Origin of the sequence: Halotalea alkalilenta (assembly GCF_001648175.1) — a bacterium.
Lineage (GTDB): Bacteria > Pseudomonadota > Gammaproteobacteria > Pseudomonadales > Halomonadaceae > Halotalea > Halotalea alkalilenta_A.
In genome coordinates, this window is record NZ_CP015243.1 from 760,445 (window position 1) to 787,116 (window position 26,672).

Consider the following 26,672-nt stretch of genomic DNA (forward strand, 5'->3'; position numbering starts at 1 on the left):
AGAAGGCGGGCGAAGACAGCCAGTGGGGCTTAGCCATGACGACCTTTTTCATTTTCCTGATCGTGTCCGCGGGGATCCTGGCGATCTCGAGCATCGTGGCGTTGATGTGCGGACAGTGCCTGAAAGGCATGAAGAGCGGTGAGGGTGACGACATCTGAACCGCCTGCGTTAGCGCGCGCGGGGCTCGAGGCCTCGCGCGCACAAGGTTCAAGGCCGACGCTCAGCCGTTTTCTACGCCCCAGCGCGTGCTCTCGCCGCCGAGGAAGGGAAACAGTTCGATCTCACCGTGGCCGACCCGCTCGGGATAGCGCGTCTCGCGCCTGACCAGGGTAATCTCGCCCTGGTTGATCGGTAGGCCGTAGAAGCGTGGGCCATTGAGCGAGCAGAACGCCTCGAAATGCTCGAGCGCGTTCTCTTCTTCGAATACCTCTGCATAGACGCCGAGTGCGGCGGATGCGTTGAACACCCCCGCGCAGCCGCAGGCGCTCTCTTTGGCGTGGCGCGGGTGCGGGGCCGAATCGGTGCCGAGGAAGACCCGCCCGAAGCCGCTCGCCACCAGCTGGCGCAGGGCCTGCTGGTGAACGTTGCGCTTCAGGATCGGCAGGCAGTAGAGGTGCGGCCGGATGCCGCCGACCAGCATGTCGTTGCGGTTGTGGCGCAAATGCTGGGGAGTGATCGTCGCGCCGAGGTAGTCATTGCCCTCACGCAGGTAGTCCGCGGCATCCTTGGTGGTGATGTGCTCCATCACGATCTTCAGTTCGGGAAAATCGCGGCGCACGCCATCGAGCACCCGCTCGATGAACACCGCCTCGCGATCGAAGATGTCGACCGTGGGATCGGTGACTTCGCCATGCACCAGCATCGGCATGCCGATGCGCTGCATGGTCTCGAGTAGCGGGAGGATCTTGCTCACGTCGCTGACGCCGTGGCTCGAGTTGGTGGTGGCATGGGCGGGATAGAGCTTGGCGGCGGTGAACACGCCCTCGCGGTGCCCGCGCTCGAGCTCGGCGGGGTCGAGGCCATCGGTGAGGTAGCAGGTGAGCAGCGGGGTGAAGTCATCGCCTGGTGGGATCGCCGCCTCGATGCGCTTTTTGTAGGCGATGGCCGCCTCGATGCTGGTGACCGGTGGGACCAGATTGGGCATCACGATGGCGCGCGCGAAGTGGGCGCTGGTACTGGGTACCACCGTCTCGAGCATCGCTTCGTCACGAAAGTGAAGATGCCAATCGTCGGGGCGGCGCAGGGTCAAGCGAGAGGGTTCGGCGGAGGCTGTCATGGCGGTCGCAAGGCTCGGACGTGTTGGGATGGAAGGCGCTAGCGACACCGGACATGGCGGCTGCCGCGCCCGGTATCGGATGGCACAGCATAACGTATCGCCCGTGCAGCGTCAGAAGGTGCACGGAAGGCGTGCGATAGGTACTTTTCCCGTTGCCACACGTCCCGCATGGTCATAATATTCTTGCGTCGCGGAAGCCGACCGATGCCAGACGCTTTAGCAGTTCGAAGGCGGGGGGCGCAGGACGAGCGTCCACTGCCGCGGCGTTATGGAGCGGTCAGGTGTTTCGAATTCGCGGAGCAGAGATGAGACGACGCAAGCCCGATTTAGTGTTGACCCTGGTCCTGGTATTCGGCATCGGCATGGTAGCGACGAGCTACGCGCAGACGCTGATCAACTCCTGACCAGCAGCGAGCGACACCAGATCGACCTCGAACGGGCCGGTGGCTTAGCCACCGGCCCGTTTGGCGTTTCGGTCGTCATTTCTAGCCGTTTCTGGCTTCATTCGATGGCTTGGCACTACCCTTCCCGCATCGCTCACTACCGCATCGAGCGGCACGTCCCAGGGCGCCACCGGCAGTCGCTCGACCTGCTGAAGAGCGTGGGCGAGGCCATAGAGTCTTGGACGCCGACCCACACCACGGCGCACGAAGCCGAGGCTGCGATCATAGAATCCCCCTCCCATGCCGAGCCGCTCGCCCCGAGCGTCGAACCCGACCAGCGGCAGCAGCACCGCGCCCAGTGCCCAGGCGGGCAGCCTCCTGGCGGGATGGGCGGAGGCGCGGGTCTGGGGTTCGGCAATGCCGAATCGATTGGGCGCCAGGCGGGTACGTCGGGTGAGTCGCACGAACCACAGCCGGTTCTCGACCAACGGGCGCAGCACTGGCAGGTAGATACGTACGCCGCGCCGGGCAAGCAGCGCAATCAACGGGGTAGGGTCGATCTCCCCGTCGCTTGGCAGGTAGAGCGCGAGATGACGAACATGACGAAGCCGGGGCTCGGCGAGCAGCCGGCGGGCCAGCCTGCGCGCGGCGATGCGCTGGGCCTGGGCGCCGAGGCTGCGGCGGCGAGCGCGCAGGCGGCGCCTGAGCTGGCGGCGGTCGGCGTCGAACGGCAGCGGCGCGGGTACCGGGGCGCGGTCCGCGACGAGTGGTAAAGGGGGAGGGGTAAAGAGAAAAGAGGCGGTGAATGGGTGCCGGGCACGCCGGGAGTGGCGCGAAAGCATGTAGAGAGTTCTCCAGAGTGCCGCTGTTGTTCTGGCCCTGAACCTACTGGTTCAGGTGGGTGGCTGCAGGAAGGGCTTTAGGCGTTCCGACGCACGGACATGCACACGGCCCCTCACTAGCATAATGCCCCCAGGTACTACACATAGGCTCGAGGGACTTCGACAACTGGCGAACACCCCAGAGAACGCGCCCAGTGTAACAGATGCTAGGCGCGGCGACAGTGCAGGCTCAGCGCTCGGCAAGGCGGACTTTGGCCAAGGCGGTATCGATCCGCCGGCCGAGCCGGGACGCCTGCTCCTCGAGCTCGCCGCGGGCCTCGAGCGCCTGCAGCAATTCATGGGCGATGTTCAATGCGGTCATCAGCGCGACTTTTTCATCGCTCATGCCGCCTGCGCGCTGCTTGACCCCGGCCAAGGCTTTGTCGAGATAGCGCGCCGCGCGCTGCAGCCCCTCGGCCTCGCCCTTGGCGCAGCGAAAGGTGTAGGACTGGCCGAGCAGGGTGATCTCGACGGTGCTGCGGGGGGAGTCGCTCATACTCTGCTCCTGGGGACCTCATTCGCTATGCGGCGTCGCTCGGATGGGCGCCACCGAATCGCTCGCTGTGCTCGGGACGGACCATGGTGCGCATCGATGATCCCAGCGATGCACCCGTCAATGGCGGCGGTGGCGCCATGAGGAGACGCCGTGCCGCTCGGCGGGTACCATGCACATCGGGCGCCGTGGCCTGTCTTCTTGGCGCCCACTATAACAGTCTGCCGATAAACGTCACGAGCCGGGCCATGCGGTATCGCGGCGTTGTCCGGCATTGGATTCTCGACGCCGCCGGGTTCTCGGGCGGCGTCCCATGCAAGCCACGAGGACGCGATGAGCGACGACCTGCGTGCGGGCGATACCGCGATCGATTTCGCGACGATCGCCGATCTGTTCTTGAGCTACGGCTCGCTGGCCTCTCCGGCCTTCCTCGACGGGCGGATGAGCGCCAGGCTGGCGCTCGGGGAGAACGACGGCGTCGAGGCCAGCGAGCGCTGGCTGGCCGAGGTCTGCGAAGTGCTCGGGGTCGAGTCGCCGCGCGACCGCGACGACGCCGGGCTGCTGCTCGGCTGGCGCGTTCGTGCCAGGGCACGGCTGGCGGACGAAGAGATGAGCTTCGAGCCGCTGCTCCCCGATGAGCTCTTCACCCTCACCGAGCGTGCCGAGGGGCTCAAGGCGTGGTGCCAGGGGTTCAGCGAGGCGCTCGATGATCATGGCATCGACGAGCGCTGGTCGGCACCGCTGCGCGAGGCGCTCGACGACCTGCGCGGCATCGGCGAGCTCGATCTCGACGAGGGCGTGAAGGATGATGGCGAGAGCGAGGCCGACCTGCTGGCGCTGGCCGAGCATGCCCGGGTCGCGGCAATCCTGCTCTATCTCGAGTGCCACCCAGGCAACCCACGGGTCGAGGGTGTCGACGACGACGGTGTGCCGCCGCGGCTGCACTGAACCAATCTGCAAGGAGCGAAGACGCGATGCAGCGAGTCGATGTCGCGATCATCGGTGGTGGCCTGGTCGGGGCGAGCCTCGCCTGCGCGCTGGCGGGGCTTACCGAGCGTCACGGGATGCGTGTCGCGGTGATCGAGGCGACACCGCTTTCGGCCGAGGGGGCGCGCTACCAGCCAAGCTTCGATGAGCGATCGAGCGCGCTCTCCTATGGCTCGCGGCTGCACTTCGAGCGCCTCGGGCTCTGGCACGATGCCGCCTCGATGCCCGGGCTCGCCCGGGAGGCGGCGGCGATCGAGCGGATCCATATCGCCGAGCGCGGACGTTTCGGTGCGGTGCGTCTCGACCACGCCGAGATGAAGGTCGAGGCGCTCGGCTATGTGGTGCCCAATGCTTGGATGGGCGAGGTGCTGATGCGTCGCCTGGAGCGGCTTTCGATCGATTGGCGCTGCCCCGCGCAGGTGGTGATGGTCGAGGCGTGTCCCGGCGGGCATCGGCTGACCCTCGACGACGGCGCGGTGCTGGAAGCGGGGCTCACCGTACTGGCCGATGGCGGCAGATCGCCGCTGAAGGCGCGTCTCGGCATCGCAAGCCAAGTGCACGACTATGGCCAGCACGCGCTGATCGGCAATCTCGAACTCGGCCGCGACCACATGGGCGTGGCCTTCGAACGCTTCGATCCGCGCGGACCGATGGCGCTGCTGCCGCTGCGCGGTCGGCGCATGGCGCTGGTGTGGACGCTCGCTCCACAGGCGCTCGAACGGGTGCTCGAACTCGACGACCGGGCTTTTCTCGCCGAGGTGCAGGCGTTCTTCGGCGATCGTCTCGGCCGCTTCCAGCGTGTCGGTGCGCGCCGCCATTATCCGCTGCGGTTGGTCCAGGCCTGCGAGCAGGTACGGCCGCACCTGGCGGTGCTCGGCAACGCCGCCCATTCGCTGCATCCGGTGGCGGGCCAGGGGTTCAACCTTGCCTTGCGCGGGGTGCTCGACCTGCGCGATGCGCTTGAGGTGGCGCTGGAGGCCGGCCGGACGGTTGGCGAGACGGCGACGATGATGGATTTCGAATCGCGCCGGCGGCGCGACAGGGATGTGATGGTCCAAGCCAGCCATCGGCTGGTGGAGCTGTTCGGCATCGGCAATCCGATGCTTTCCCATCTGCGCGCAGCCGGGCTAATCGGGCTCAACCTTGCTTCGCCGCTGCGCCGTGCGCTGACCCGGCGAGCGATGGGATTGGAGCGCTGAGCCCGAGTTCAGCACGATCACTGCAACGACCAGGAGGGTAGGATGAGTCGATACGATGTGGCGATCGCCGGTGGCGGCATGATCGGCGCCACGCTTGCCGCGCTGCTCGACGATGCGGGCCTGCGGGTGGCGCTGATCGATGCGGGCACGCTCGAGTCGCGCTGGGCGCCGGCGCGGATCGACGCCCGGGTCAGTGCGATCACCAGCGCGTCGAAGGCGCTGTTCGCCTCCCTTGGGCTTTGGTCATCGATCGAAGCGCGGCGGGTCAGCCCTTACGTTGCGATGGAAGTGTGGGATCAGGAGGGCAGCGGCGAGATCCGCTTCGACGCCAGCGACGTCGGTGCCGCGACCTTGGGCCACATCGTCGAGAACGGCGCGATCCTCGACAGCCTCCTCGCCCATTTGCGCGAGCGTGGCCGGGTCACCCTGCTGAGCGAGCGCAGAGTGGTCGAGCTCAGCCCGCCGAGAACCAGCGCTCTCGGTGTAAGTGAGCGCACGCTTACGATGGATGATGGAGAAACCCTTGATGCCAGCTTGGTGATTGGCGCCGACGGTAGCCATTCGCCGCTGCGCGCGCTGGTCAGGATCGCCTCGTCCGAGCGGCCCACCGGCCAACGCGCGATCGTCGCCAGCGTCCGTCATCTCGAGCCGCACCGGCGCACCGCGCGGCAGTGCTTCCTGCCCAGCGGCCCGCTCGCCTTTCTGCCGCTCGCCTTCGGCGCGGACGATCAGCACTGGTCATCGATCGTCTGGTCCGCCGACGAAGCGCGGGCCCAGGAGCTGCTCGCCCTCGACGACGAGTCGTTCGCCGTGGCGCTGGGCGGTGCCTTCCAGCAGCGTTTGGGCGCGATCGAATCGATCACCCAGCGTCTCGACTTCCCGCTCGTCCAGCGCCACGCCGAGCGCTACGTGGCGCCGAGCTTCGCTCTGGTCGGCGACGCCGCCCACAGCCTCCACCCGCTCGCCGGCCAGGGCGCCAACCTTGGGCTGATGGATGTCGCGGTGCTGGCCGAAGAGCTGGCTCGCGCGGCCCGGCGGGGCGCACCGCTGGGCGATACGCGCGTGCTGGCGCGCTATGCGCGCCGGCGGCGGCTCGACAATGCCACCATGCTGCGGTTGATGGACGCCTTCCGCGTCGGCTTCGGTAGCCGTCAGCCGCTGATTCGCCTGGTCCGCAACCTGGGGCTGACCAGGGTCGATCGCTGCCGGCCGCTGAAACGCCTGCTGATTCGCCAGGCGCTGGGCGAGCGCTTCGACCTGCCGAGCCGCATCGATCGTCACCTCAACATCGCCTGAGCGCTGCCGGCGATTGCCCTTCTTTGCTCGTCAGCGCGCCGGCACTTCGCATTGCGGCAAATGGCCCCCGGCGATGGTATCCCCGGGGGCCGACCGGCCCGGCTATTCGTCGTTCGCGGCGGCGGGCGCGGAGGCCTCGCGGGCCTGACGCCCTCGCTCTACCACTTTCAGCGCCTTGAGCAGATTGGTCGCCTCGTGCAGCTGGTAATCGGTGGCGGCGGGGTCGTCCTGCGCGCCTTCCTGGTCGCCCTCGGGCGCCGCTTGTTCAGGGCGGGGTGCCGCATTCTCCAAGTGGCGCTCGAGATCCGCCTCGCGCAGCAGCTGCTGGGCCGCTTCGCTGGTGATTCGTGCGGGTGCGACCTCGACATCGGGAACGATGCCCTCGGCCTGGATCGAGCGGCCGTCCGGCGTGTAGTAGAGCGCGGTGGTGAGCTTCAGCGCGCCGCCGTTGTCGAGCGGTAGCACGGTCTGCACCGAACCCTTGCCGAAGCTGTCGGTGCCCATGATCACCGCGCGGTGATGGTCCTGCAGGGCGCCGGCGACGATCTCCGCCGCCGAGGCGGTGCCGCTGTTGATCAGTACTACGATCGGCAGCTCCGGCGCCATCGGGTCGCCGTTGGCCTCGAAGCGTGACTCGCTGCCCTCGATCCGGCCCTCGGTGTAGACCACCAGGCCCGAGGGGATGAACACGCTGCCGACGTCGACCGCGGCATTGAGCACCCCACCTGGATTGTTGCGCAGATCGAGCACCAGCCCCTCGACCGGGCGTTCATCATTGAGGCTCTGGATCGCCTTGCGCAGGTCCTCGCCGGTGCGGACCTGGAACTGGCTGATCCGCACGTAACCGATATCGCCGGCGAGGCGCCGCGAGGTCACGCTATTGGCGCGAATGCTGGCGCGCTCCAGTTCGACGGTGAACGGCTCGCTTTCGCCCTCGCGGCCGATCTGCAAGGTGATCGGGCTGCCGATCTCGCCGCGCATCTTGCCAACCGCCTCTTCGAGGCTCATGCCGTCGGTGGAGGTCCCGTCGATCGACAGGATCAGGTCGTGGGGCCTAAGCCCTGCCCGGGCGGCGGGAGTATCGTCGATCGGTGAGATCACCGCGGGCCGACCCTGTTCGAGGCCGACCTCGATGCCGATACCGCCGAATTCTCCCTCGGTGGCTTCGCGCAGGTCGCTGAGCTGGTCGGCGTCGAGGTAGCTCGAATGCGGGTCGAGCTCGGCGAGCATGCCGCGGATCGCCCCGTGCAGCAGCGTCTGGTCATCGACCTCGTCGACATAGCCGCGCTTGATCCGCTCGAACGCCTCGGCGAAGGCGCGGATGTCCGCAAGCGGCATTTCACCTCTTACCGGCGCCTCTTCGGGCTGTTCGGCCGCAGGGGCTTGCGGCGTCGGGGTCGGCTGCTGTGCCTGGGCGCCGGTGAACATCAGCGCCAGCGCGGTGCCTGCGAGAGAGCGCTTGAGCAAGGTGGAAGCGGGCATGAAATCTCCTTGGCATACCTTGGCAATAGGGCCGTTCACGGCCCGAAGGCGCGCGTTGGATCAGTGACGATTCGATCTAGCGGGAGGCGGAGAGCCAGCCGGTCGGATTGACCGGCTTGCCGCCGCGTCGCACTTCGAAGTAAAGCGCTGGGCTCGAGCGTCCGCCGGTGTCGCCGACGGTACCGAGTACGGTGCCGCGCTCGACCCGGTCGCCGACTTCGACCGAGTTGCGCTGGTTGTGCGCGTAAACGGTGAGGGTACCGCCATGATCGACGATCACCAGGTACCCGAAGCCGTTGAGCCAATCGGCGAACACCACCTGGCCTGCACGGATGGCGTGAATCGGCGTGCCCTCAGCGGCCTGGATCACCACACCGTTGCGGCTCAGCCCCTCGCCCTCACCGTAGTTCGAAACCAGCCGGCCTTCGATCGGCCAGCGCCCACTCCAGGCGCTCCCGGCACGCTGGCGTGGCTCGCTCTGCGCACTTGGCGCGGGCGGCGGTGGAGGTGGCGCGCTCTGCGCTGGTTCCCGGCTCGCCAGCGTGCCGGGAGCCTCGGCGTTCATCTCTTCCTCGGTCAGCTGCGAGCCGCTCGGTGGCGAGGCAGGCTGTTGGTACCGCGGTGCCGGTCGATCCTGAGGCTGCTGAGGCTGAGGCTGAGGCTGAGGCTGAGGCTGCGACTGCTGCTGCGTGCGCCGGGCAAGTTCCTCGGTGGCGCGGGCGCGTTCATCGCGCTGCTGCGCGATCCGTGCCTGCTCGGCCTGGCGTTCGCGTTCGGCCGCCTGACGCGCCAGTTCAGCCTGGCGGGCCTGTTCGGCCTGGCGCGCGCGCTCAGCGGCCGCCCGCTCAGCGGCGGCGCGGGCCGCGGCCACTTCGCGCTCGATCCGCGCCAGGGTCTCCTCGGCGTCACGGCGCTGCTCGCCGAGATCGGTGAGCCTCGCCTGGTCGTTGGCATAGCTGGCATCGAGCCGGGCGAGGGCGCTTTCACGCTCGCTCTGCTGGCCGGCGAGGCGCTGTTCCCGGCTGCGTTGCTCCTCGATCAAGCGCTCCAGGGTTTGGTGCTGGCGGCTCGCCTCCGCTCGGTTGGCGTTGATCTCCCGATCGAGCCGGGCCAGGGTCTCGAGGCGTTCTCGCCGGGCGCCTTCGATGGCGTTGAGGTAGCGCTGGTAGCGCTCCAGCTGGGTCGGGTCGCGCTGTTCGAGCAGCAGCTTGAGCTCTGGCTGGGCGCCAAGGCGATAGAGTGCATTGAGCTGGGCCGCGAGTGCGGCCTTCTGCGCTGCGCTTTCTTCGCGCAGCTCGCCGAGGCGCTGGTCGAGCTGGGCCAGGGTGTCGCTTGCGCTCTGGCGCTGCTCGCCGAGCGTGGCGAGCTGGGCATGGGTTTGCGCGAGCGCCTGCTCGGCCTGGCGTAGCGCGCTGCGAGCCTCATCGCGCTGGCTTTCGGTGCTGCGCAGGCGTGCCTGCATCGAGGCGATGTCGGCGTTGATCTCACGCAGCCGCTGTGGCGAGACATCGACATCGGCGGCCTGCAGTGGCGTAGCCAGAGTGGCCAGCAGCGAAAGCGTTGCAAGCGATGCCAGCTTCACTGGCGTGCTGCCTGGGCCTTGCCTGGGGAGCCGCGAATTCGGGATACCGCTGCCTTCAACAATCGTCATAGGGTCCGCCGTCGGACATGGGCAATACTCCGTGGCGCGGCCCGGAAAACGGGGCGCCGGAGGCGGCGTGCGCCGGGGAATCATACCGTAGCGGGCCAGACGGCGTCAGCCGAACGCGTCACGCCTGGCCTGCGATGCGGGTGCCAGCTGGCCCGGGGCTTGGGAGCCCTGGCCGGCAACGCAGTCGGTGGCTAAACGATACCCCGCCCTAGTGTATACTGGCCCGCGCTTCGGGCACGTTTCCTCCGTGCCGTCGCGCTTTCGCTTTGGAAGTGCGTTGGGTGGAGGGAGGCGTGCTCCGTCATTCGCCCGCGCGATGGCGACCCGGACAGCTGGCAGGGTCGCCTTCCCGAACGCACCGAGACGTTTGAGAGTCCGCCATCCCCATGATCGAACAGCTTTTCGAATTCGCCTCGCGCCACCCCTTGCTGGTCGGCGGTTTCCTCGCCGTCCTGCTGGTATGGATCCTTTACGAAGTCCGCCGCAGCAGTGCCAATGTGGTGAGCTCCAGTGAAGCGACCCGCCTGATCAATCGCGAAGACGCCATTGTCATCGACCTGCGCGAGCCGAAGGAGTTCAAGGCTGGGCATATTTCCGGGGCTCGCAACATTCCCGATGCCCGGCTGGAGTCTCGGCTCAGTGAGCTCGACAAGTTCAAGGACAAACCGGTGATCCTGGTCTGCAAGACCGGCCAGAGCTCCGCCGCCGCCGCGGCCAAGCTGGATAAAGCGGGTTTCACCCGCGTGACCCGGCTGCGCGGCGGAATCAGCCAATGGCAGGCCGACGACCTGCCGACCGTGACCAAGTGATGCGCAGCCGCAGCCCTGGCGGCTGCGCTCGCAGGCCCCTGACCTCTTTACATAGCCATCATCGACCCCGGGAGTCTTCCATGACCCAGCAGAACGCCCAGAGCAACGACGTGCAGTTCGCGCTGCAGCGCATCTACATCAAGGACATTTCGTTCGAAGCGCCGAATTCACCGAGCCTTTTCCAGCAGCCGTTCAAGCCGAAGGTCAAGCTCGACGTGGACAACGGCTTCACCAAGGTCGCCGACAACGTCTACGAGGTGGTGGTGCACGTCACCGCGCAGGTGTTCAACGGCGAAGAGCAAGCCACCGCCTTCCTCGCTGAAGTGCAGCAGGCTGGCCTCTTCACCATCTCGGGCCTTCCCGAGACGCAGCTCGACCACACCCTCAACGCCTTCTGCCCGAACATCTTGTTCCCCTATGCCCGCGAGTGCATCGACAACCTGGTCAACCGTGGCAGCTTCCCGACCCTGATGCTGGCACCGGTCAACTTCGATGCCCTCTACGCGCAGAAGCAACAGAAGCAGAAAGCCGACGCCTGATCCTCGATGCGCATCCACCTCGATCTCGATCTGACCGAACGCCTCGGCGAGCGCTTGTCGCTACCCGAGGCGCAGGCTCGCCACGTTGGACTGGTGATGCGCGCACGCGTAGGGCAGCGGCTCAGCCTCTTCGATGGACGTGGGCACGAGGTCGAAGCGCAAATCGAGCGCGCTGATCGTAAAGCGGTCGAGGTCAGCGTGCTCGATTTGCGCCAGGCACGCCCTGAGTCGCCGCTGGCGGTGCATCTCGGGCAGGTAGTGTCGAAGGGCGAGCGGATGGAGTTCGCGATCCAGAAGTCGGTCGAGCTCGGCGTCGCCGCTATCACGCCGCTTTACAGCGAGCACGGCGACGTCCGGCTCAAGGGCGAGCGCGAGGCGAAGAAGCTCGCCCACTGGCAGGCGGTCGCGGTCAGCGCCTGCGAGCAGTGCGGGCGCGCCTGGGTTCCCGAGGTCCATCCGCCGCGCGCGCTCGGCGATTGGCTCGCCGAGCGCCGCGAGGAGCTGCGCTTGATCCTCCATCCTGGCGAGACGTCGCGCGCGTTGAGTGGCCCCGCACCGAGCGACGCCGCGCTGCTGATCGGTCCCGAGGGTGGTTTCAGCATCACCGAGGTCGACACCGCGCGCAGCCACGGCTTCGACGCCCTCGCGCTCGGCCCGCGAATCCTGCGCACCGAGACCGCCCCCATCGTCGCCCTGACCCTGCTCCAGCACCTCTACGGCGATCTCTGAGTCTCGCTGGCGGGAATGCGAAACCCTGTCATGGTTTTCCAGCCAGCGGCTTTGGTGCCGAGGGCGGTCCCTTGCCTCCATCGTGCATGTCCCTCGATTCCTCGACTGGCGCCCCTGATTGCCGAGCGGGTGCTCTGCCTTGGCGCGTATCGGCGCCGCTCGGGACGAACGGATAGAAAGTGGGCGCAAAGGCCCAGCATCCCCCACATCCGCTCGTGGTGAGCCGGCGAGGGACGAGCCGTGTCGAACCACGGCCTCACCGCCGCCGCATGATCCCTCGACTGGCGCCCCTGATTGCCGAGCGGGTGCTTTGCCTTGGCGCGTAGGGCGCCGCTCGGGACGAACGGGCTTATGGGCCGTTCGTGTCCTTCGGCTCGCTTCGCTCGCTCAGGATGCTCGGATAGCCGGCGAGGGACGAGCCGTGTCGAACCACGGCCTCACCGCCGCCGCACGATCCCTCGACCGGCGCCCCTGATTGCCGAGCGGGTGCTCTATCTTGGCGCGTAGGGCGCCGCTCGGGACGAACGGGGGAGGGAGGTATGGCGCTCCCGTTTCGAGCCCTACCGCTGGGCGGGGCGAGCCCGCTCGAGCACGAAGAACAGCGTGGTGACGATCAGCAGTACCACCACCGAGGCTGCGGCCAGGACCGGGCTGACCTGCAGCAGGACGTCGTCCCACATCTGCTTGGGCAGGGTGGTCTTCATTCCGCCGCCGATGAACATCGCTACGGTGAGCTCTTCGAACGACTGCAGGAAGGCGGTCACCAGGCCCGCGAGCAGTCCTCCCTTGACCAGCGGCAGCGTCACGCGCAGCAAGGTGCGCCACGGGTTCGCGCCCAGCGTGGCGGCTGCCTGTTCCAAGCGCCAGTCATGCCCTTTGAAGGTGGCGAGGAGGATGACGAAGGTGATTGGCAGGGCTATCACGGTATGGCCGATGACGATGCCGAGGTCGGTGGCGACCAGCGAGAACTTGGCGAACAGATAGAACAGCGCGATGGCGATGACGATCGGCGGCACGATCATCGGCGCCATGAACAGCAAAAACACCAGCCCGGACAAGCGGTTCTGGGTTCGCGCCAGGCCAAGCGCTGCGAGCGTTGCGATCAGCACGGTGAGCAGCGCGGTCGAGAGCCCGATGGCGAAGGAGCGCAGGGTCGCGGAGACCCATAGTGGTGAGTGCAGGTACTCGCTGAACCAGCGCGTGCTGTATTGCTGCGGGGGGAACGATAGGAACGTCGAATCGGTGAACGCCATCGGTACCAACGCGACGATCGGCAGCAGCAGCAGGGCGATGAGTAGCCAAGCGTAGGTGGGCAGCAGCCAATGGAGGCGCCCCTGGCCGAAGAGTCGGGCAGCGAAAAGCTCGAGCATCGCGCAGGCATCGCCGGCACGTCCGGCCAGATAGTGGCCGAGGCGCCGTAGCGGTCCGTGGGACATCGAGGCTCCCCCCTGGGATATCGCCGAGAGCCCGAACACGCGGTCGTAGACGAAGCAGGTCGCCAGCGCGGTGATGACCAGCATCACTGCGATCGCGCTGCCGAGCTGCCAGTTCTGCAGCTGGTTGATCTGCATGATGATCAATTGTCCCAGCATCGTCTCCCTCGCTCCCCCGAGCAGCATGGGGGTGATGAAGAAGCCGAGCGAGGCGATGAATACCAGCACTCCGGCGGCGGCGACACCGGGCATCGATAGGGGGAAGTAGATCCGCCAGAACGCCTGCGCGTGATTCGCCCCCAGCGTGCCTGCCGCATTGCCCAGGTTGGCGTCGATCCGGTTCATCACCGGCAGCATGATCACCACCGCCAGCGGCAGCATGGTGTGGACCATCGCGAACACCACGGTGGCGTGGTTGAACAGCAGGCTGTCCGCGCCCTCCACTCCCAGCGCGGCCAGCAGCGCCGAGACGCTGCCGTTGCGCCCGAGCAGGACGAGCCAGGCGAAGTTCTTGACCAAGGCGCTGGTCCAGAATGGCAGCAGCACGAACAGCATGGTCAGCCGCTGGTGGCGCTGCGATTGGCGCGCCAGCCAATAGGCCAGCGGATAGCCGAACAGCAGGCAGCCCGCGGTGGTCTGCAGGGCGATCAGGAAGGTGTTGAACAGTACCCGGGTGTAGACACCGCCATTGAGTATGCGGATGAACGCATCGAGGGTGAAGGCGCCGGTGGCGCGGTCTTCGAAACTCAGCGAGAGAAGCTGGAAAGAAGGTATGAGCAGGAACGCGATCAAAAACAGTGCGCCCGGCAGGGTCAGCCAGAGCGCGCTGGGACGAAAGCGGCCGCGTTTGCGTGCCGCACGCGTGCTTGAATCGACGGCTATGTCCGCCATGGTGTCATCCTCCTCCCAAGCGCGAGCGGCCCGCCGCCGGCGGGCCGTCAGCGAGTCCTGTCAGCCCGCGACGTAGCGATTCTCGGGCCGTTTCAGACCGAGATTCTCGCGCAGCGTGCTGCCTTCGTATTCGGTGCGCATCAGCCCTCGTTGCTGGAGAATCGGCACCACCTGGTCGATGAAGTCGCGCATGCCGCCGGGCATGGTGTGGAAGATCATCATGAAGCCGTCCGCCGCGCCGGCGTCGAGCCATGCCTGCATATGATCAGCCACTTGGACGGGGGTGCCGCGGAAGGTGACGTTGCCGCGCTCGTAGCGCATGCACATCTCCCTCAGGGTCAGCTTCTCCTCACGGATCATGCGCACGATGTGGTCGAAGTAGGCGCGATGATGGTTGGAAGTCTTCGGAATGCGATGCTCGGGGATCGGCTCATCGAGCGGCAGGTCGGACAGGTCGGTCTCAAGATCGGTGGCCAGCCGCATCCGGCCGACGTCCGGATGGATCATGCCCTGCAGGGTCTGGTATTTGTCCTCCGCCTCCGCCTCGGTGTCGCCGATGACCACGGAGAGGCCGGTGAGAATTTTCATCTCCCCAGGGCTTCGCCCGTACTTGCCCATCCGTCCTTTGAGATCGTCGTAGAAGCGCTTGCCGGCCTCCACGGTCGGGTCGGAGGCGAACACCACCTCGGCCGTGCGTGCGGCGAACTCCTTGCCGGTCTCCGACGCTCCCGCCTGGATGATGACCGGCTTGCCTTGAGGGGGCGGGCGATGTTCAGCGCGCCGTGCAGTGTGAAGTAGACGCCGTCGTGATCGAGAGGATGCTGCTTCTCGGGCAGGAAGTTGAGGCCCTGCTCGCGATCGTTGACGAAGGCGTCGTCCTCCCAGCTGTCCCACAGCGCCTCTACCACCTCGACGAACTCCTTGGCCTTGTCGTAGCGCTGATCGTGCGGCGGAAGCTTGTCGAGACCGAAGTTGCGCGCGGCATAGTCGTTGGCGCTGGTGACCACGTTCCAGGCGGCGCGCCCGTGGGAGATATGGTCGAGAGAGGCGAATTGACGAGCCAGGTTGTAGGGCTCGAAGAAACTGGTCGACGCGGTCGCGCCCAGGCCGATGTGCTTGGTCGCTCCAGCGAGCGCCGCGAGCAGGGTGATCGGCTCGAGTACGTTCATGAACATCGGGAAGCGGCTCCACGCATAGAGGTTCTCCGTGCGCGCCGCCGGCGTATCGGCGATGAAGAAGATGTCGAAGCGGCCGCGCTCGGCGAGCTGCGCCAGGCGACGGAAGTGCTCGATATCGGTCGAGGCGTCGTCCTGGGTATCGGTTTGCAGCCATGAAGCGGGGTGGGCGCCGGTGCCCTGGACCAGGGCTGCCAGCGCCATGTGTTTCTGGACGGTCATGCTCGTCTCCCTAGCAGTGAATCGAACCGGTGTGTGGCGTTTTCACGCCGCATGGCGCGGGCCTCAGCCCAGCAGCAGCCACTCCTGGAATCGCTCGGCCATGGCGTCGTAGTTCTCCCCCCACCAGGCGGAGTCGAGCTCGCCCAGGCGTTGGAAGTTCTCCTTCGCCGTAGGCATTACCGCCGCGTGTTCCGGCGAGATATGCTCGAACGCCCTGGTATTGCTCGGCCCATTCTTGGACAGCGAGGCGTAGATGGCCTGCTGCTCGGGGCGCATGCAAAAGCGCACGAACTCTCGGGCAAGATCGGCGCGCGGCGTGCCCGCGGGTATCGACCAGCCATCCACCGAGTAGAGGCCGTCCCAGACGATCTTCACCGGTGCGCCGGAGGCGATCGCAGTCGATGCGCGGCTGGTCCAGGTGTCGGACAGGTCGACCTCGCCGTTCTGCAGGGTCTGGGTATTTTGCGCACCGCTCCCCCACCAGACGGCGACATCCGGGCGAATCTCGTCGAGCTTGGCGAAGGCCCGGTCGACATCGAGCGGGTAGAGCGCTTTGGGTGAGACCCCATCGGCGATCAAAGCCATCTCGAGTACCCCCCAGGGACTCTTGTACAGCCCGCGGCGACCCGGGAACGCTGCACTGTCCCAGTAGTCGCGCCAGCCGGTCGGCGGGTGCTCGCTCATGGTGTCGGTTCGATAGGCCATGACGATGCCGAACACTGAGAAGCCCATCCAGTCGTCGGTCAGCATGCCCGGCAGCAGGTCGGCGGCTTCTTCCGCGGGAACGTTCAGCGGCTCGAGGTAGTTGTCGGGGGTGGTCAGGCGAACCACGTGATCCTGGGTGACCATGGCGACGTCCCAGATGTAGCTCTTGGCGTCGACCAAGAGCTTGAACTGGGTCACCGGATCCGGGTCGTGGGCGACGCCGACCACCTGGATGCCGGTCTCCTGCTCGAATGGGAGATAGAAAGCCTGTTTGATCGCATCGCCCACCGCTCCTCCGACGTCCGAGACCGTGATGCGCTCGGCGCCGAAGGCGCGATTGCCGGTCCAGACCATCGGCATGGCAAGGCCCGCCGCGGCGGCGCTGGCGCCCTTGAGTACCGAACGCCGACTTATCCCCTTGATCGCAGACATGGTTGTTCTCTCCAGGTACGGGTGGTGGTTCAACGTGGTGCTTGGCCAAGCCGTGCTGGCACGCCCTGGTCCTGTGCGAAGACGAACCGGTCGCATCAGTCGGCGAGGAAGTGGCTGTCGTCCGGTCGCCAGGCGAGCGAGGCGGGCTCGCCTACCCGCAGGGGCCTGTTGCCGGCGGCCTGCCTCGCCGTCAGCGTCATGCCGCTGGTGGTCTTCAGCAGCACCCGGGTATCGGCGCCGGTGTACACGGTCTCGACCACCTGGGCCTGCGCCAGCCCCTGGCCATGCGGGAGCAACTGCATGTGCTCCGGGCGGATCATCAACGCGCCGGTGCTGCCTGCCCGCGCGCTGGCCTGGGCCGGCATGGTGAAGGTGCCTTCCGAGGTCCGCAGTCGATGGCCCTCCACGATCTCGCCTTTCAGCAGGTTCGACAGTCCGATGAACTCGGCCACTCGGCTGCAGCTGGGGGTCTCGTAGATCGCTTGTGGCGTGCCGATCTGTACGATCCGCGCCTCGCTCATCAGGGCGATGCGGTCGGACAGCGCGAGTGCCTCTTCCTGGTCGTGGGTGACGAAGACGATGGTCGCGCCGCTCTCTCGATGAAGCCGCTTGATCTCGATCTGCATCGACTCGCGCAGCTTGCGATCCAGCGCCGAGAGCGGCTCGTCCATCAGGATCAGCGATGGGCGGTAGACGAAGCATCGGGCCAGCGCCACTCGCTGCTGCTGGCCGCCGGAGAGCTCGTGGGGAAAGCGTTTCTCCAGCGCGTCTAGGCCGACCATCTCGAGGGCGTCGCGCATGCGCTTTTGCAGCTGGGCGGCCGGCAGCTTGCGCATCTGTAGCGGGAAAGCGACGTTCTCCGCCACGCTCAGATGAGGGAAAAGGGCGTAGTTCTGGAACACCACGCCGATGTCGCGGCGATGGGGCGGCGTGTGGGTGATATCCGTGCCGTCGATCAAAAGGCGTCCCGTGCTCGGTGCCACCAAGCCGCTGATCACCTGCAGCAGGGTGGTCTTGCCCGAGCCGGAAGCGCCCAGCAGGGTCAGCAGCTCGCCGTTGCGTACCTCCAGGTCGAGCTCGTCCAAGGCGGTGAAGTCGCCATAGCGCTTGGATAACCTTTCGGCGCGCAGTTTGCTCGACTGCCCTGCGTCGCCGGTGGCGCGAGAGGGAAAAGCCTGACTGTCACGCACGCAGGCGCTGCCGTGATCGTTCATGGAGAAATGGGACCTCGATGCACTAGGAGTTGCGCTGTCCGTTATCGTTGTCTTTGTCGTACGGTGCCGCGGATCGGATCAGCCGGAGACCACTAGCTTCATTTCCTCGAAATGCGCGATCGAGAAGTCGCGGATGCCTTCCCAGTCCCTGGCGGTGGCTTCGGCCACTTCGTCGTCGAGCACCTTGAGCGGTGCGCCGAGGGCGCGGGCGTTGACCAGGATCTGGCAGGCGCGCTCCAGCGTGTAGATGTCATCGAAGGCCTCGCCGACGGTGTCGGCGACGATCAGCACCCCGTGATTGCCCATCAGCAGGCGGGTCTTGTCTCCGAGCAGGCGGGCGATGCGCTCGCCTTCCGCCTCGCTGTCGGCCATGCCGCCGTACATCTTGTCCACCGCGATGCGGTCGAAGTAGCGCGCGGTGTTCTGGTCGATCGGCGGCACCGCGGGTTCAGCCAGGCAGGCGACCGCGGTGGTATGGATCGGGTGCAGGTGCATGATCACCCGCGCATGGGGGTGCAGGCGGTGCAGCTGGCTGTGCAGCGCCCAAGCGGTGGGGTCGAGCTGGGCGCGGCTCTCGGGGTCGTCGATATCGATGGCGAGCAGGTCATTGGCGCCGATGCGCGAGAAGTGGCGCCACTTGGGGTTGATCAAAAAGCGCGTACCCGCTTCGTTCAGCGAGGCGCTGAAGTGATTGGCCACTGCCTCGTGCATGCCGAGGTGGGCGATGATGCGAAACGAGGCCGCGAGATCATCGCGCAGCTGGGCTTCATTGAACTGGATCATCCGGACGCTCTTCGTTTTTTGGCATTATCGTTTGCGATGAAGGCTCTGCCCCACATGGCAGGAGCTCGCCGTGAAGCTGATTTCAGCCTATACGGTGCAGCGGCACGCGCCAATCGCGCGGCGGGGTGATCGAGATATTTTGTCTTGAACCAGTAAGGCGGATTTACTGATCCAACCCCGGCGGCGTGGTCAATCCAGCCCCGATATGCCGTTCGCCATTCCACTGCGCTCGGCACGTTCGAGCGCGAAGCGGCGCATCGCCTCGGCGGCGGGGGCGAGACGAATGCCGTCGAGCGTGGCGATGCCTATGCGCAGCGGGCGGGCCGCCTCCACCAGCGGCACCGCGCGCAGCCGCCGGCCATCGAAGGCGACGTCGCTGCCGAGCGGCACGTTGAACAGTGAGAAGCCGAAGCCGTGGGCGACCAGGCCGCGCGCCATGCCGAGCGAGGTGGCGCGATGGGCGACCCTGGGCGTGCAGCCTTCCGCGGCGAAGAGACCAAGGAAGTAGTCACGGCTCAGCGGCCAATCGAGCAGTACCATATCGTGCCCGGCGAGCTCCGCAAGCGATACCTGCTCGCGACAGGCCAAAGGATGGTCGAGCCCGACCACCGCATAGGGATGATGGAGGTAGAGGGGAGTGAAGCGCAGATCATCCGGCACTGCCAGGTCATAGGCGAAGGCGAGCTCGTAGGTGCCGCGGTGCAGGCCATCGATGATTTCGACCTGATGGCCCTCGTCGCACTGGGGCGAGACCCTGGGGTAGCGTTCGAGAAAATCACGCATCAACCCCGGCACGATCACCGGGGCGAACGTCGGGAAGGCCGCCATTCGCAGCGGGCCGGCGATCTCTTCCCCGAGTGACACCGCGAACTGCAGCACGCCGTCGGCATCCTGCAGCAGGGCGCGTGCGCGGGCGAGCAGCTGGCTGCCTGCGGCGGTGAGCGAAAGCCCTTGGGCATGATGGCGGACGAACAGCGCCACCCCCGCGATCGATTCGATATGGGCGATCGCCGCCGAGATCGACGGCTGGGAAACGTGCAGCCGCTCAGCGGCGCGGGTGACACTCTTGAGCTCGCCTGCGACGACGAAGTAGCGCAGCTGCTTGAGCGTGGCGTGGGCCATGGCGAGTCCGCGGTGAAGGGGCAGGGGCCACGCGCTGGGCGCGGCACAAAACGATCAGCTCGCGAGGTGTCGAGCGAGGCGTTCGAACATTGCGTCGCAGGCCTCGAGCTGTTGGATCTCGATGAACTCGTCGGGTTTGTGGCCCTGGTCCATGCAGCCGGGGCCGCAGACCACCGTCGGCACGCCGGCCTGGTCGAACAGCCCGCCCTCGGTGCCGTAGGGCACGGTGCCGAAGTCGGATCGTCCGGTGAGGGTCTGGATCAGCCGCGCCACCGGGCTGTCGGCGTCGGTGCCGAGGCCGGGATAGGCCTGCAGCGGTTCGAACTCGATGCTGGTCCGTTCGGCCACCGCGCGCATTGCAGGCACCAGCTCGTCGTCGGCATAGCGTTTCAGCTCCTCCTCGACCTCGCGCGGATCGAAGCCCGGCAGCGCACGCACCTCCCAGTCGAAGCGGCACTCGGCGGGAACGATGTTGAGCGCGTTGCCGCCTTCGATCACACCGGTCTGCACGGTGGAGAAGGGCGGGTCGAAGCGCTCGTCGCGACGCTCTGGCGCGGCGAGTCGCGTCTGGATCTCACCGAGGCGCTGGATCAGCTTGGCCGCGTACTCGATCGCATTCACTCCTCGCGGCGCATAGGCCGAGTGGCAGGCGGCGCCGTGGACGCGGCAGCGCACCCCGAGCTTGCCCTTGTGGCCGAGCACCGGGCGCAGCTCGGTGGGTTCGCCGATGATGCAGGCGATCGGTTTGACCGGGCGACGCTCCAGCGCCTCGATCAAGCTGCGCACGCCGAGACAGCCGACCTCTTCGTCATAGGAGAAGGCGAGGTGGATCGGCCGGCTCAGCGGCGCCTCGAGGAACTTCGGCACCGCTGCCAGCACGCAGGCGAGATAGCCCTTCATATCGCAGGCGCCGCGCCCGTAGAGACGCCCGTCGCGCTCGCTCATCTCGAACGGCTCGACGCTCCAGTCCTGCCCGTCGACCGGCACCACGTCGGTGTGGCCGGAGAGCACCACGCCAGCCACGTGCTCAGGACCGATGGTCGCCCAAAGGTTGGCCTTGCGGCCGTCGTCGCTCTCGATCAGTTCGGCTTCGATTCCGAACTCGGCGAGATAGCCGCGAACGAACTCGATCAATGCGAGGTTGGAGTCGCGGCTGACGGTGGGAAAACTGATCAAACGTTCGAGCAGGGCGCGGCTTTGCATGGAAGCTCCGTTGTGGTTATTCGCTGTGAGCCGCTCAGTCATCTCCCGGTACGCCGTAGCTCGGCGCGGCATCGGGAGCGTTGGCGCGGGTCAGGTAATCTTCCACCTCCAACGCATAGCGCGTCCAGAGCTCGCGCACGCCCGCGATCGGCGCATCGCCCCAGTCGACCCTTAGGTCGACCACAGGCCATGCATAGCCGGGCCGGGCGACCTTGATTCCCGCCGAGTGCACGGGCCCCGCCTCGCCGCCGTGGGCGAGCCCCGCTTCGAGCGCCACCACCAGCCGCTCGGCGAGCGCACCGGTCGAGCGTTCGAAGGCGTTGACCATCGCTTGGGGCACTCCCGCATCGGCGAGCAGGTTGCCGGCGGCCAGGCAGTCCTGGCCGATGCTGCGACCGACCACCCCGAGCGCGCGCTCGCCATCGAATGCGGCGCTGCGTCCGTGCGCGTCGATCACCGACAGCTGTCGCCACTGTGGATAGGGCTCGTCCTGCAGCAGGCGCTCTATCGCCCGCTGGGGGTCGAGGCCCTCGGCCAGCAGCGCAAGTGCCTGGATCCCGAGCGCCGGCTGGGTGACGTTCTGGGTCAGCACCGCCCCGTCCGGTGAGACGAAGGCGCAGCGGCTGGTCACGCAGATGCTCGACGACACCACCGCGCAGCCGAGCTCCCCGGTTTGCGCGCAGCGCGCGGCGATCGAAAAGGTCATGGCGCCGTCCCCTCGCCCTCACGTGGAATCACCGCGATCACGTCGATCTCCATCAGCCACTCGGGCTGGGCGAGGCCTGCGATGACCAGCCCGGTCGAGATCGGGAACACCCCCTTGAGCCACTTGCCGACCTCCTGGTAGACCGGCTCGCGAAAGCGCGGGTCGGTGATGTAGGTGGTGGTCTTGACGATATGGGAGAGATCGCTTCCCGCCTCTTCGAGCAGCTGCTTGACGTTCTTCATCGCTTGTTCGGCCTGGGCGCGAGGGTCGCCGAGGCCGACCAGGCGGCCCTCGAAGTCGGTGCCGACCTGGCCGCGCACGTAGACGGTATCGCCCGCGCGCACCGCCTGGCAGAGGTCGTTGTCCAGCGTCTGGTTGGGATAGGTCTCGCGGGTATTGAACATCCGGATCCGAGTATGGGTCGGCTGGGGCATGTGTCTTGTCCACCATGGATGATTGGTCATCTGGAAGATGACGGAGCGTCAATGAGCTGACGCGCTTCCTGCTGCGTCGAGAAAGCGCGTGCCGTTCGAACTTACCCGCTTGGGGAGGGGGAATAAATTCACTTTACCCGGGCTTTTCCATCAATAAATTAAAACCAGTCCCGATGGCCACTGCTTTTACTTTTCGACCGCCCACGTCCGTCCTCGGGCGAATCTTTCCCGGGATGGGCTCAAGCGCCCTCACTGCCCCTTCACCCGTGCCGAGAGCCCGGCCGCGCGCCGGACGAAGTCCAGGGGGCCGGCGAAGTCGAAGTTGCGATAGACCGCCTGGAGGTGGGCGAAGGGCGGGGATTGGGCGAACAGCTGGAAGGTCAGCCGGTGGCCGGCGTAGTCGGAATTGAGCAGGTCACGCGCGTAGGCGAGGAGCCTGCGCCGGTCATCGGCGACCCAGTGCTCGTTGACCGAGTAGAACTTGTCGAGCCACGGCGCGGTGGCCGGATTGGCGAAATCCGCAGCGTTAGGGGTGACGCAGATCTGTCCACCGCACAGCTCGCGGGTAATGTGGATCATCTCGTGGAGCTGCGAGCAGGCGAGTACCCGGCCGGTGTAGAGCAGGCTCTGGTTGGGCATCAACAGCCCCCCGGGGCTTGGCTCGGCCAGCGCGATCGAGGCGCTGAGGTGGGCGTTGACCCCTTCGCGGTAGCAGGCCAGCCGCGCGAGCTTCTCCTGCACCGCCTGCTGGCCGTCGAGACCAGTCTGGCGCACGTTGTGCAGGGCGGTGCCGATCATCGCATCGGCGAGCTTGAGGTTGCGCTGGACGAAGGCGAAGGCGCTGTAGCGGTGCAGGGTCGCGCGGATGAACTGGGCCGCACGGGTATGGCGGTAGAACAGCACGTTCTCCCACGGGATCAGGACGTCGTCGAAGATCACCAGCGCATCGACCTCGTCGAAGCGGTTCGACAGCGGGTAGTCGTCGATCGAGCCGCGTCCGGCGAAGCCCGTGCGGCAGATCATCTTGAGGTTGGGGCTGCCGAGGTCGCAGACGAAGCCGACCGCATAGTCGGAGTACTCGGCCTCTCCCCAGTTGGCGATGGTCGGCTTGGTGAAGGCCTGGTTGGCGTAGGCGGCGGCGGTCTCGTACTTGGCGCCGCGAACGACGATCCCGGCGTCGGTCTCCTTGACCACCCTCAGCAGCATGTCGGGGTCCTGGTCCTGGGGGCGCTTGGAGCGGTCGCCCTTGGGATCCGTGTTGGCCGAGACATGGAACGGATCGAGCTCGATCGCACGTTGGATGTGACGGCGGATGTTGCTCGAAAAGCGTGGATCGACCTCGTTGAGCACATCCTGGCCGTCGTAGAGCGACCACATCTCGCCGATGGTCTCGTCGCCGACCCGGGTGACGATACCGCCCACGTCGTCGAGCACCGCGTCGGTGGCGCGGCGCTTGTCGTGCCAGTCGTCCTGGCTATGGGGCAGCTTGAGCGCGATCGCATGGCGTTCGCCACCCTCGTCCTGGTAGGTCATCGTCTCCTGGGTGGCGGGGTCGTGGGCCATGTCGTAGATCCGCGCGCGAATATCGACCAGCGGCTTGAGCATCGGGTGGCGGGTGACGTCTTCGACTCGCTTGCCATCAATGTAGACCTCGCGGCCGTCGCGGATCGATTCACGGTACTGCTCACCGGTCCTGATCATGTTGGTCTCCGAATATGGGCGGCGCTTGCGCCATTCGACCGAGGGCGAACGGCTGGAGTGGCCAGGGGAAAGTGGCGGGTTCAGGCCTCGACGACGTCACCGGCGATGTGGAAGCGCCCGTCGTGGTAGTAGAGCGCGGCGCCGCCCGAGGTGGTCAATGCCTCGACTTCGCCGATGAAGATCGTATGGGTGCCATGCTCGACGGTGCGCGCCAGCCGGCAGTCGAAGCACGAGGCGGCGCGCTCGAGCACCGGCGCGCCGCTGGCGAGGGTGTGCCAGACACCCGTGGCGAAGCGCTGCTCCAATGGCAGCGACGCGAAGCCGCGGGCGAGGCTTGCCTGGTGAGCGGCGAGAACATTGACGCAGAAGTGGCGGTTGGCATGGATCGCACGTGCGGTGCGGCTCTCGCTGAGCAGGCAGACCAGCAGCGACGGCGGGGCCTTCGACAGCGAACTCATCGCGCTGACGGTGGCGCCGAAACGACCTGCTTCACCGTCGGTGGTGACCAGGCTCACCCCGGTGCCGGCGAAGCGCATCGCATGGACGAACGCATCGCCGCTGGGTGGTGCGGCGGCATGCGACGGACGAGGCTTTGAGTTGGTGTTGTACATGGTGGCCTCCTCGGTGGAGCGTTCACCTTAGCGCCGTCGCTTGGATCGCTAAAATATGCTTATCGAAGGGGCAAGATAGAAAAAGCCGATCCAGGGCCGGCCTGGCCGAGGGGAACCTTTGGCTCCGTGATAGGGTGTAGGCATGCCCCACACCACGATGGAAGCCGCTATGAATGCACCCACCTCAGATCAGGACCACGATCCCTGGCGCTGGCTGGAGGAGGTCGACTCCCCGGATGCCCTGGCTTGGGTCGAGGCACGCAACCGCGAGACCTTCGCGCTGCTCGGCGAGGACGCCGGGTTCGAGCGGCTCGCCCGGCGGCTGCTCGAGATCGAACAGCGCGACTCGCGGATTCCCTACGTCGTCGCCCGCGATCAGTGGTTCTACAACTTCTGGCAGGATAGCGAGCACCCGCGCGGGGTCTGGCGCCGCACGCAGTGGCCGAGCTACTTGAGCGATACGCCCGACTGGGAGGTGCTGATCGATGTCGATGCGCTCAACCGGCAGGAGGGCGAGCAGTGGGTCTGGCACGGTGCGCGCTGCCTGCCGCCCGAGCGTGACGGTGAGCCGTGGCGGCGCGCCTTGGTGGCGCTGTCGCGCGGTGGCGCCGACGCCGATGTGACCCGCGAGTTCGACCTCGTCGACAAGCGCTGGGTCGAGGACGGCTTCAATCGCGATGAGTCCAAGGGCGGACTCGCATGGATCGACTTCGATCGGGTCTATGCCTACACCGACTTCGGCCCTGGCTCGCTGACCGCCTCGAACTATCCGCGCCAGGTGCGGCTCTGGCAGCGCGGCACCGCGCTCGCCAGCGCCCCGGTGGTGTTCGAGGCCGAGCATGGCGATGTGATGGCGGTGGCCTGGCGCGACCTGACGCGCGGCTTCGAGCGCGACTTCGTGCTCCAGGTCACCTCGTTTCATAGCCAACGGCTGATCGAGCGGCTGCCGGATGGTGGCGAGCTGGTGCTCGAACTGCCGGAGGACGCCCACGCTTCGGTGCATCGCGAGTGGCTCCTGGTGCAGCCGCGCGAGGCCTGGACGGTGGATGGCGTCACCCACCCCGGCGGCGCTCTGCTGGCGATCGATTATCTCGCCTTCAAGCAGGGCGCGCGGGCGTTCGTGCGGCTGTTCACTCCCTCCCCAGGGGTGGCGCTGGAGGGGTTTTCCTGGACCCGTCACCACCTGGTGCTCGAACTGCTCGAGCACGTTCGCCAGCGGCTGGTGGTGCTGACCCCCGGACAAGGTGATGACTGGTCGCCTCGAGCGCTCGCCGGTGCTCCCCAGGGGGTGCTCGGGTTCGGCCCGCTCGATGATGAGAAGAGCGACGAGTACCTGCTCAGCGTGACCGATTTCCTCTTGCCGCCGACCCTTGCGCGCGGGCGCATCGACGACCCGGAGATCGAGGTGGTCAAGCGCAGCGTCGCAGAGTTCGACGCCGCCGGGATGCGCGTCGAGCAGCGTTTCGCGGTGAGCCTCGACGGTACCCGGGTGCCTTACTTCCTGGTCCTGCCGCGTGATGTTTCACGTGAAACCAAGCCGCTGCCGACGCTGCTCTACGGCTATGGGGGCTTCGAGATTTCTTTGACCCCGCACTACCTGGCCGCGGCGGGAGTGGCCTGGCTCTCGCGCGGCGGGGCGATGGTGTTCGCGAATATCCGCGGCGGCGGCGAATACGGCCCCGACTGGCACCGTGCGGCGCTCAAGCAGCACCGGCACAAGGCGTTCGAGGACTTCGCCGCGGTCGCCCGTGCGCTGGTCGAGGAGGGCGTCACGGTGCCTTCGAGACTCGGCATCCAGGGCGGCTCCAACGGCGGGCTGCTGGTCGGCAACATGCTGACTCACTATCCGGAGCTGTTCGACTGCGCGGTTTGCGAGGTGCCGCTGCTCGACATGCAGCGCTACCACCGCCTGCTCGCCGGCGCCTCGTGGATCGCCGAGTACGGTGATCCCGACAGCGGCGACTGGGACGATTTTCTCCATCGCTTCTCGCCCTATCACAATCTGCATCAGGGCACCGACTATCCGGCGGTGCTGTTCACCACCTCGACCCGCGACGACCGCGTTCACCCGGGCCATGCGCGCAAGATGGCGGCGAAGATGGCGGCGATGGGCTGCGAGGTCCACTACTACGAGAACATCGAGGGTGGCCATGGCGGTGCCGCCGATGCACCTCAGCGCGCGCGGCTCAAAGCGCTGGCGTGGCGCTTCCTCGAGCGCCGGCTGATGGGCGACGATCGCGCTCGCGACTGAGGTTTCAGCGCTCGTCGTCCGTGCAGAGGGTCTACGCTGAGAGGATCGCCCAGCCGTCGCTGGT

General features: G+C 66.8%; 24 protein-coding genes, 1 other RNA gene and 1 pseudogene. 8 read left to right on the forward strand and 18 right to left on the reverse strand.

Annotation, left to right across the window (positions count from 1 at the left end; genetic code table 11):
* Positions 1–35 precede the first annotated feature (35 nt).
* Positions 36–158, forward strand: coding sequence for a hypothetical protein (locus tag A5892_RS20885; protein WP_263281396.1), 123 nt, complete (start codon positions 36–38; stop codon positions 156–158).
* A gap of 62 nt (positions 159–220) precedes the next feature.
* Here the strand turns inward: A5892_RS20885 and pyrC are convergent, their stop codons facing one another.
* The 4 genes from pyrC to A5892_RS03405 form a co-directional block, all read right to left on the reverse strand.
* Entirely contained in the window at positions 221–1,276 is a 1,056-nt protein-coding gene (gene pyrC / locus A5892_RS03390; protein ID WP_064121604.1) for a dihydroorotase, read from the reverse strand.
* 448 nt (positions 1,277–1,724) lie between these two features.
* Positions 1,725–2,501, reverse strand: coding sequence for a 5-formyltetrahydrofolate cyclo-ligase (locus A5892_RS03395; protein ID WP_082890241.1), 777 nt, complete (start codon positions 2,499–2,501; stop codon positions 1,725–1,727).
* A gap of 5 nt (positions 2,502–2,506) precedes the next feature.
* Positions 2,507–2,689, reverse strand: a non-coding RNA gene (gene ssrS, locus A5892_RS03400) — 6S RNA.
* Positions 2,690–2,730: 41 nt separating this feature from the next.
* Positions 2,731–3,036, reverse strand: coding sequence for a cell division protein ZapA (locus A5892_RS03405; RefSeq protein ID WP_064121605.1), 306 nt, complete (start codon positions 3,034–3,036; stop codon positions 2,731–2,733).
* 330 nt (positions 3,037–3,366) lie between these two features.
* Between A5892_RS03405 and A5892_RS03410 the strand changes: the two genes are divergently transcribed.
* The 3 genes from A5892_RS03410 to A5892_RS03420 are packed head-to-tail and all read left to right on the forward strand — an operon-like array spanning position 3,367 to position 6,515.
* Entirely contained in the window at positions 3,367–3,981 is a 615-nt protein-coding gene (locus A5892_RS03410; protein WP_064121606.1) for a UPF0149 family protein, read from the forward strand.
* 26 nt (positions 3,982–4,007) lie between these two features.
* Entirely contained in the window at positions 4,008–5,219 is a 1,212-nt protein-coding gene (gene ubiH / locus A5892_RS03415) for a 2-octaprenyl-6-methoxyphenyl hydroxylase (RefSeq protein ID WP_064121607.1), read from the forward strand.
* 42 nt (positions 5,220–5,261) lie between these two features.
* Positions 5,262–6,515 (forward strand): UbiH/UbiF/VisC/COQ6 family ubiquinone biosynthesis hydroxylase, encoded by a 1,254-nt coding sequence (locus A5892_RS03420; RefSeq protein ID WP_064121608.1) that lies wholly within the window; start codon positions 5,262–5,264, stop codon positions 6,513–6,515.
* A 102-nt stretch (positions 6,516–6,617) separates the two neighbouring features.
* Here A5892_RS03420 and A5892_RS03425 read toward each other — a convergent pair whose 3' ends face one another.
* A complete protein-coding gene (locus tag A5892_RS03425; protein WP_082890242.1) occupies positions 6,618–7,997 on the reverse strand; it encodes a S41 family peptidase in 1,380 nt (459 codons plus the stop codon).
* 76 nt (positions 7,998–8,073) lie between these two features.
* A complete protein-coding gene (locus tag A5892_RS03430; RefSeq protein ID WP_190295649.1) occupies positions 8,074–9,648 on the reverse strand; it encodes a murein hydrolase activator EnvC family protein in 1,575 nt (524 codons plus the stop codon).
* A 386-nt stretch (positions 9,649–10,034) separates the two neighbouring features.
* On the opposite strand from A5892_RS03430, the gene A5892_RS03435 reads away from it, so the two are divergent.
* The 3 genes from A5892_RS03435 to A5892_RS03445 all read left to right on the forward strand — a co-directional run bounded on the left by A5892_RS03435 (position 10,035) and on the right by A5892_RS03445 (position 11,725).
* On the forward strand, positions 10,035–10,457 hold the full coding sequence (locus tag A5892_RS03435) for a rhodanese-like domain-containing protein (RefSeq protein WP_027350140.1): 423 nt from the start codon (positions 10,035–10,037) through the stop codon (positions 10,455–10,457).
* 80 nt (positions 10,458–10,537) lie between these two features.
* On the forward strand, positions 10,538–10,996 hold the full coding sequence (gene secB, locus A5892_RS03440; RefSeq protein ID WP_064121610.1) for a protein-export chaperone SecB: 459 nt from the start codon (positions 10,538–10,540) through the stop codon (positions 10,994–10,996).
* 6 nt (positions 10,997–11,002) lie between these two features.
* A complete protein-coding gene (locus A5892_RS03445) occupies positions 11,003–11,725 on the forward strand; it encodes a 16S rRNA (uracil(1498)-N(3))-methyltransferase (protein ID WP_064121611.1) in 723 nt (240 codons plus the stop codon).
* 560 nt (positions 11,726–12,285) lie between these two features.
* Here A5892_RS03445 and A5892_RS03450 read toward each other — a convergent pair.
* The 12 genes and pseudogenes from A5892_RS03450 to A5892_RS03500 all read right to left on the reverse strand — a co-directional run bounded on the left by A5892_RS03450 (position 12,286) and on the right by A5892_RS03500 (position 24,357).
* Positions 12,286–14,049, reverse strand: a complete 1,764-nt coding sequence (locus A5892_RS03450) for an ABC transporter permease subunit (protein ID WP_190295650.1) — start codon at positions 14,047–14,049, stop codon at positions 12,286–12,288.
* Positions 14,050–14,109: 60 nt separating this feature from the next.
* Positions 14,110–14,934 (reverse strand): LLM class flavin-dependent oxidoreductase, encoded by an 825-nt coding sequence (locus A5892_RS20890; RefSeq protein ID WP_263281439.1) that lies wholly within the window; start codon positions 14,932–14,934, stop codon positions 14,110–14,112.
* Positions 14,820–15,446 (reverse strand): annotated as a pseudogene (locus A5892_RS20895) (LLM class flavin-dependent oxidoreductase); the annotation flags it as partial. The gene A5892_RS20890 and the pseudogene A5892_RS20895, both read right to left, overlap by 115 nt.
* 63 nt (positions 15,447–15,509) lie before the next feature.
* Positions 15,510–16,583 carry an ABC transporter substrate-binding protein gene (locus tag A5892_RS03460; protein WP_064121612.1) on the reverse strand — a complete coding sequence of 358 codons (1,074 nt, stop codon included), beginning with the start codon at positions 16,581–16,583 and terminating at the stop codon, positions 15,510–15,512.
* 95 nt (positions 16,584–16,678) lie between these two features.
* Positions 16,679–17,797: an ABC transporter ATP-binding protein gene (locus A5892_RS03465; RefSeq protein WP_082890244.1), complete on the reverse strand. Its 1,119-nt coding sequence runs from the start codon at positions 17,795–17,797 to the stop codon at positions 16,679–16,681.
* 78 nt (positions 17,798–17,875) lie between these two features.
* Positions 17,876–18,580, reverse strand: a complete 705-nt coding sequence (locus tag A5892_RS03470; protein WP_064121613.1) for a class II aldolase/adducin family protein — start codon at positions 18,578–18,580, stop codon at positions 17,876–17,878.
* A 189-nt stretch (positions 18,581–18,769) separates the two neighbouring features.
* Positions 18,770–19,702, reverse strand: a complete 933-nt coding sequence (locus A5892_RS03475; protein ID WP_064121614.1) for a LysR family transcriptional regulator — start codon at positions 19,700–19,702, stop codon at positions 18,770–18,772.
* A gap of 54 nt (positions 19,703–19,756) precedes the next feature.
* Positions 19,757–20,905, reverse strand: a complete 1,149-nt coding sequence (gene argE / locus A5892_RS03480; protein ID WP_064121615.1) for an acetylornithine deacetylase — start codon at positions 20,903–20,905, stop codon at positions 19,757–19,759.
* Positions 20,906–20,939: 34 nt separating this feature from the next.
* Positions 20,940–21,611, reverse strand: a complete 672-nt coding sequence (locus tag A5892_RS03485) for a DUF1028 domain-containing protein (protein ID WP_064121616.1) — start codon at positions 21,609–21,611, stop codon at positions 20,940–20,942.
* On the reverse strand, positions 21,608–22,045 hold the full coding sequence (locus A5892_RS03490) for a RidA family protein (RefSeq protein WP_064121617.1): 438 nt from the start codon (positions 22,043–22,045) through the stop codon (positions 21,608–21,610). The genes A5892_RS03485 and A5892_RS03490 overlap by 4 nt, the downstream gene beginning before the upstream one ends.
* 249 nt (positions 22,046–22,294) lie before the next feature.
* Complete coding sequence (locus tag A5892_RS03495; RefSeq protein WP_064121618.1) at positions 22,295–23,746, reverse strand: 4-hydroxyphenylacetate 3-hydroxylase family protein; 1,452 nt, start codon at positions 23,744–23,746, stop codon at positions 22,295–22,297.
* 80 nt (positions 23,747–23,826) lie between these two features.
* Complete coding sequence (locus A5892_RS03500) at positions 23,827–24,357, reverse strand: flavin reductase family protein (protein WP_064121619.1); 531 nt, start codon at positions 24,355–24,357, stop codon at positions 23,827–23,829.
* 169 nt (positions 24,358–24,526) lie between these two features.
* Here A5892_RS03500 and A5892_RS03505 point away from each other — a divergent pair, with 169 nt between their 5' ends.
* Complete coding sequence (locus A5892_RS03505) at positions 24,527–26,608, forward strand: prolyl oligopeptidase family serine peptidase (protein ID WP_082890245.1); 2,082 nt, start codon at positions 24,527–24,529, stop codon at positions 26,606–26,608.
* The last annotated feature ends 64 nt before the right edge of the window (positions 26,609–26,672 follow it).

Bases quoted from the DNA above. Each gene is read 5' to 3' on its own strand.
- A5892_RS03505 (WP_082890245.1), top strand. From the start codon at position 24,527: ATGAATGCACCCACCTCAGATCAGGACCACGATCCCTGGCGCTGGCTG.
- A5892_RS03405 (WP_064121605.1), bottom strand. From the start codon at position 3,036: ATGAGCGACTCCCCCCGCAGCACCGTCGAGATCACCCTGCTCGGCCAG.
- pyrC (WP_064121604.1), bottom strand. From the start codon at position 1,276: ATGACAGCCTCCGCCGAACCCTCTCGCTTGACCCTGCGCCGCCCCGAC.
- A5892_RS03435 (WP_027350140.1), top strand. From the start codon at position 10,035: ATGATCGAACAGCTTTTCGAATTCGCCTCGCGCCACCCCTTGCTGGTC.
- A5892_RS03420 (WP_064121608.1), top strand. From the start codon at position 5,262: ATGAGTCGATACGATGTGGCGATCGCCGGTGGCGGCATGATCGGCGCC.
- A5892_RS03485 (WP_064121616.1), bottom strand. From the start codon at position 21,611: ATGACCTTTTCGATCGCCGCGCGCTGCGCGCAAACCGGGGAGCTCGGC.
- A5892_RS03465 (WP_082890244.1), bottom strand. From the start codon at position 17,797: ATGAACGATCACGGCAGCGCCTGCGTGCGTGACAGTCAGGCTTTTCCC.
- A5892_RS20885 (WP_263281396.1), top strand. From the start codon at position 36: ATGACGACCTTTTTCATTTTCCTGATCGTGTCCGCGGGGATCCTGGCG.
- argE (WP_064121615.1), bottom strand. From the start codon at position 20,905: ATGCAAAGCCGCGCCCTGCTCGAACGTTTGATCAGTTTTCCCACCGTC.
- A5892_RS03450 (WP_190295650.1), bottom strand. From the start codon at position 14,049: ATGGCGGACATAGCCGTCGATTCAAGCACGCGTGCGGCACGCAAACGC.
- A5892_RS03490 (WP_064121617.1), bottom strand. From the start codon at position 22,045: ATGCCCCAGCCGACCCATACTCGGATCCGGATGTTCAATACCCGCGAG.
- A5892_RS03470 (WP_064121613.1), bottom strand. From the start codon at position 18,580: ATGATCCAGTTCAATGAAGCCCAGCTGCGCGATGATCTCGCGGCCTCG.
- A5892_RS03475 (WP_064121614.1), bottom strand. From the start codon at position 19,702: ATGGCCCACGCCACGCTCAAGCAGCTGCGCTACTTCGTCGTCGCAGGC.
- A5892_RS03495 (WP_064121618.1), bottom strand. From the start codon at position 23,746: ATGATCAGGACCGGTGAGCAGTACCGTGAATCGATCCGCGACGGCCGC.
- A5892_RS03500 (WP_064121619.1), bottom strand. From the start codon at position 24,357: ATGTACAACACCAACTCAAAGCCTCGTCCGTCGCATGCCGCCGCACCA.
- ubiH (WP_064121607.1), top strand. From the start codon at position 4,008: ATGCAGCGAGTCGATGTCGCGATCATCGGTGGTGGCCTGGTCGGGGCG.
- A5892_RS03445 (WP_064121611.1), top strand. From the start codon at position 11,003: ATGCGCATCCACCTCGATCTCGATCTGACCGAACGCCTCGGCGAGCGC.
- A5892_RS03430 (WP_190295649.1), bottom strand. From the start codon at position 9,648: ATGACGATTGTTGAAGGCAGCGGTATCCCGAATTCGCGGCTCCCCAGG.
- A5892_RS03460 (WP_064121612.1), bottom strand. From the start codon at position 16,583: ATGTCTGCGATCAAGGGGATAAGTCGGCGTTCGGTACTCAAGGGCGCC.
- secB (WP_064121610.1), top strand. From the start codon at position 10,538: ATGACCCAGCAGAACGCCCAGAGCAACGACGTGCAGTTCGCGCTGCAG.
- A5892_RS03395 (WP_082890241.1), bottom strand. From the start codon at position 2,501: ATGCTTTCGCGCCACTCCCGGCGTGCCCGGCACCCATTCACCGCCTCT.
- A5892_RS03410 (WP_064121606.1), top strand. From the start codon at position 3,367: ATGAGCGACGACCTGCGTGCGGGCGATACCGCGATCGATTTCGCGACG.
- A5892_RS03425 (WP_082890242.1), bottom strand. From the start codon at position 7,997: ATGCCCGCTTCCACCTTGCTCAAGCGCTCTCTCGCAGGCACCGCGCTG.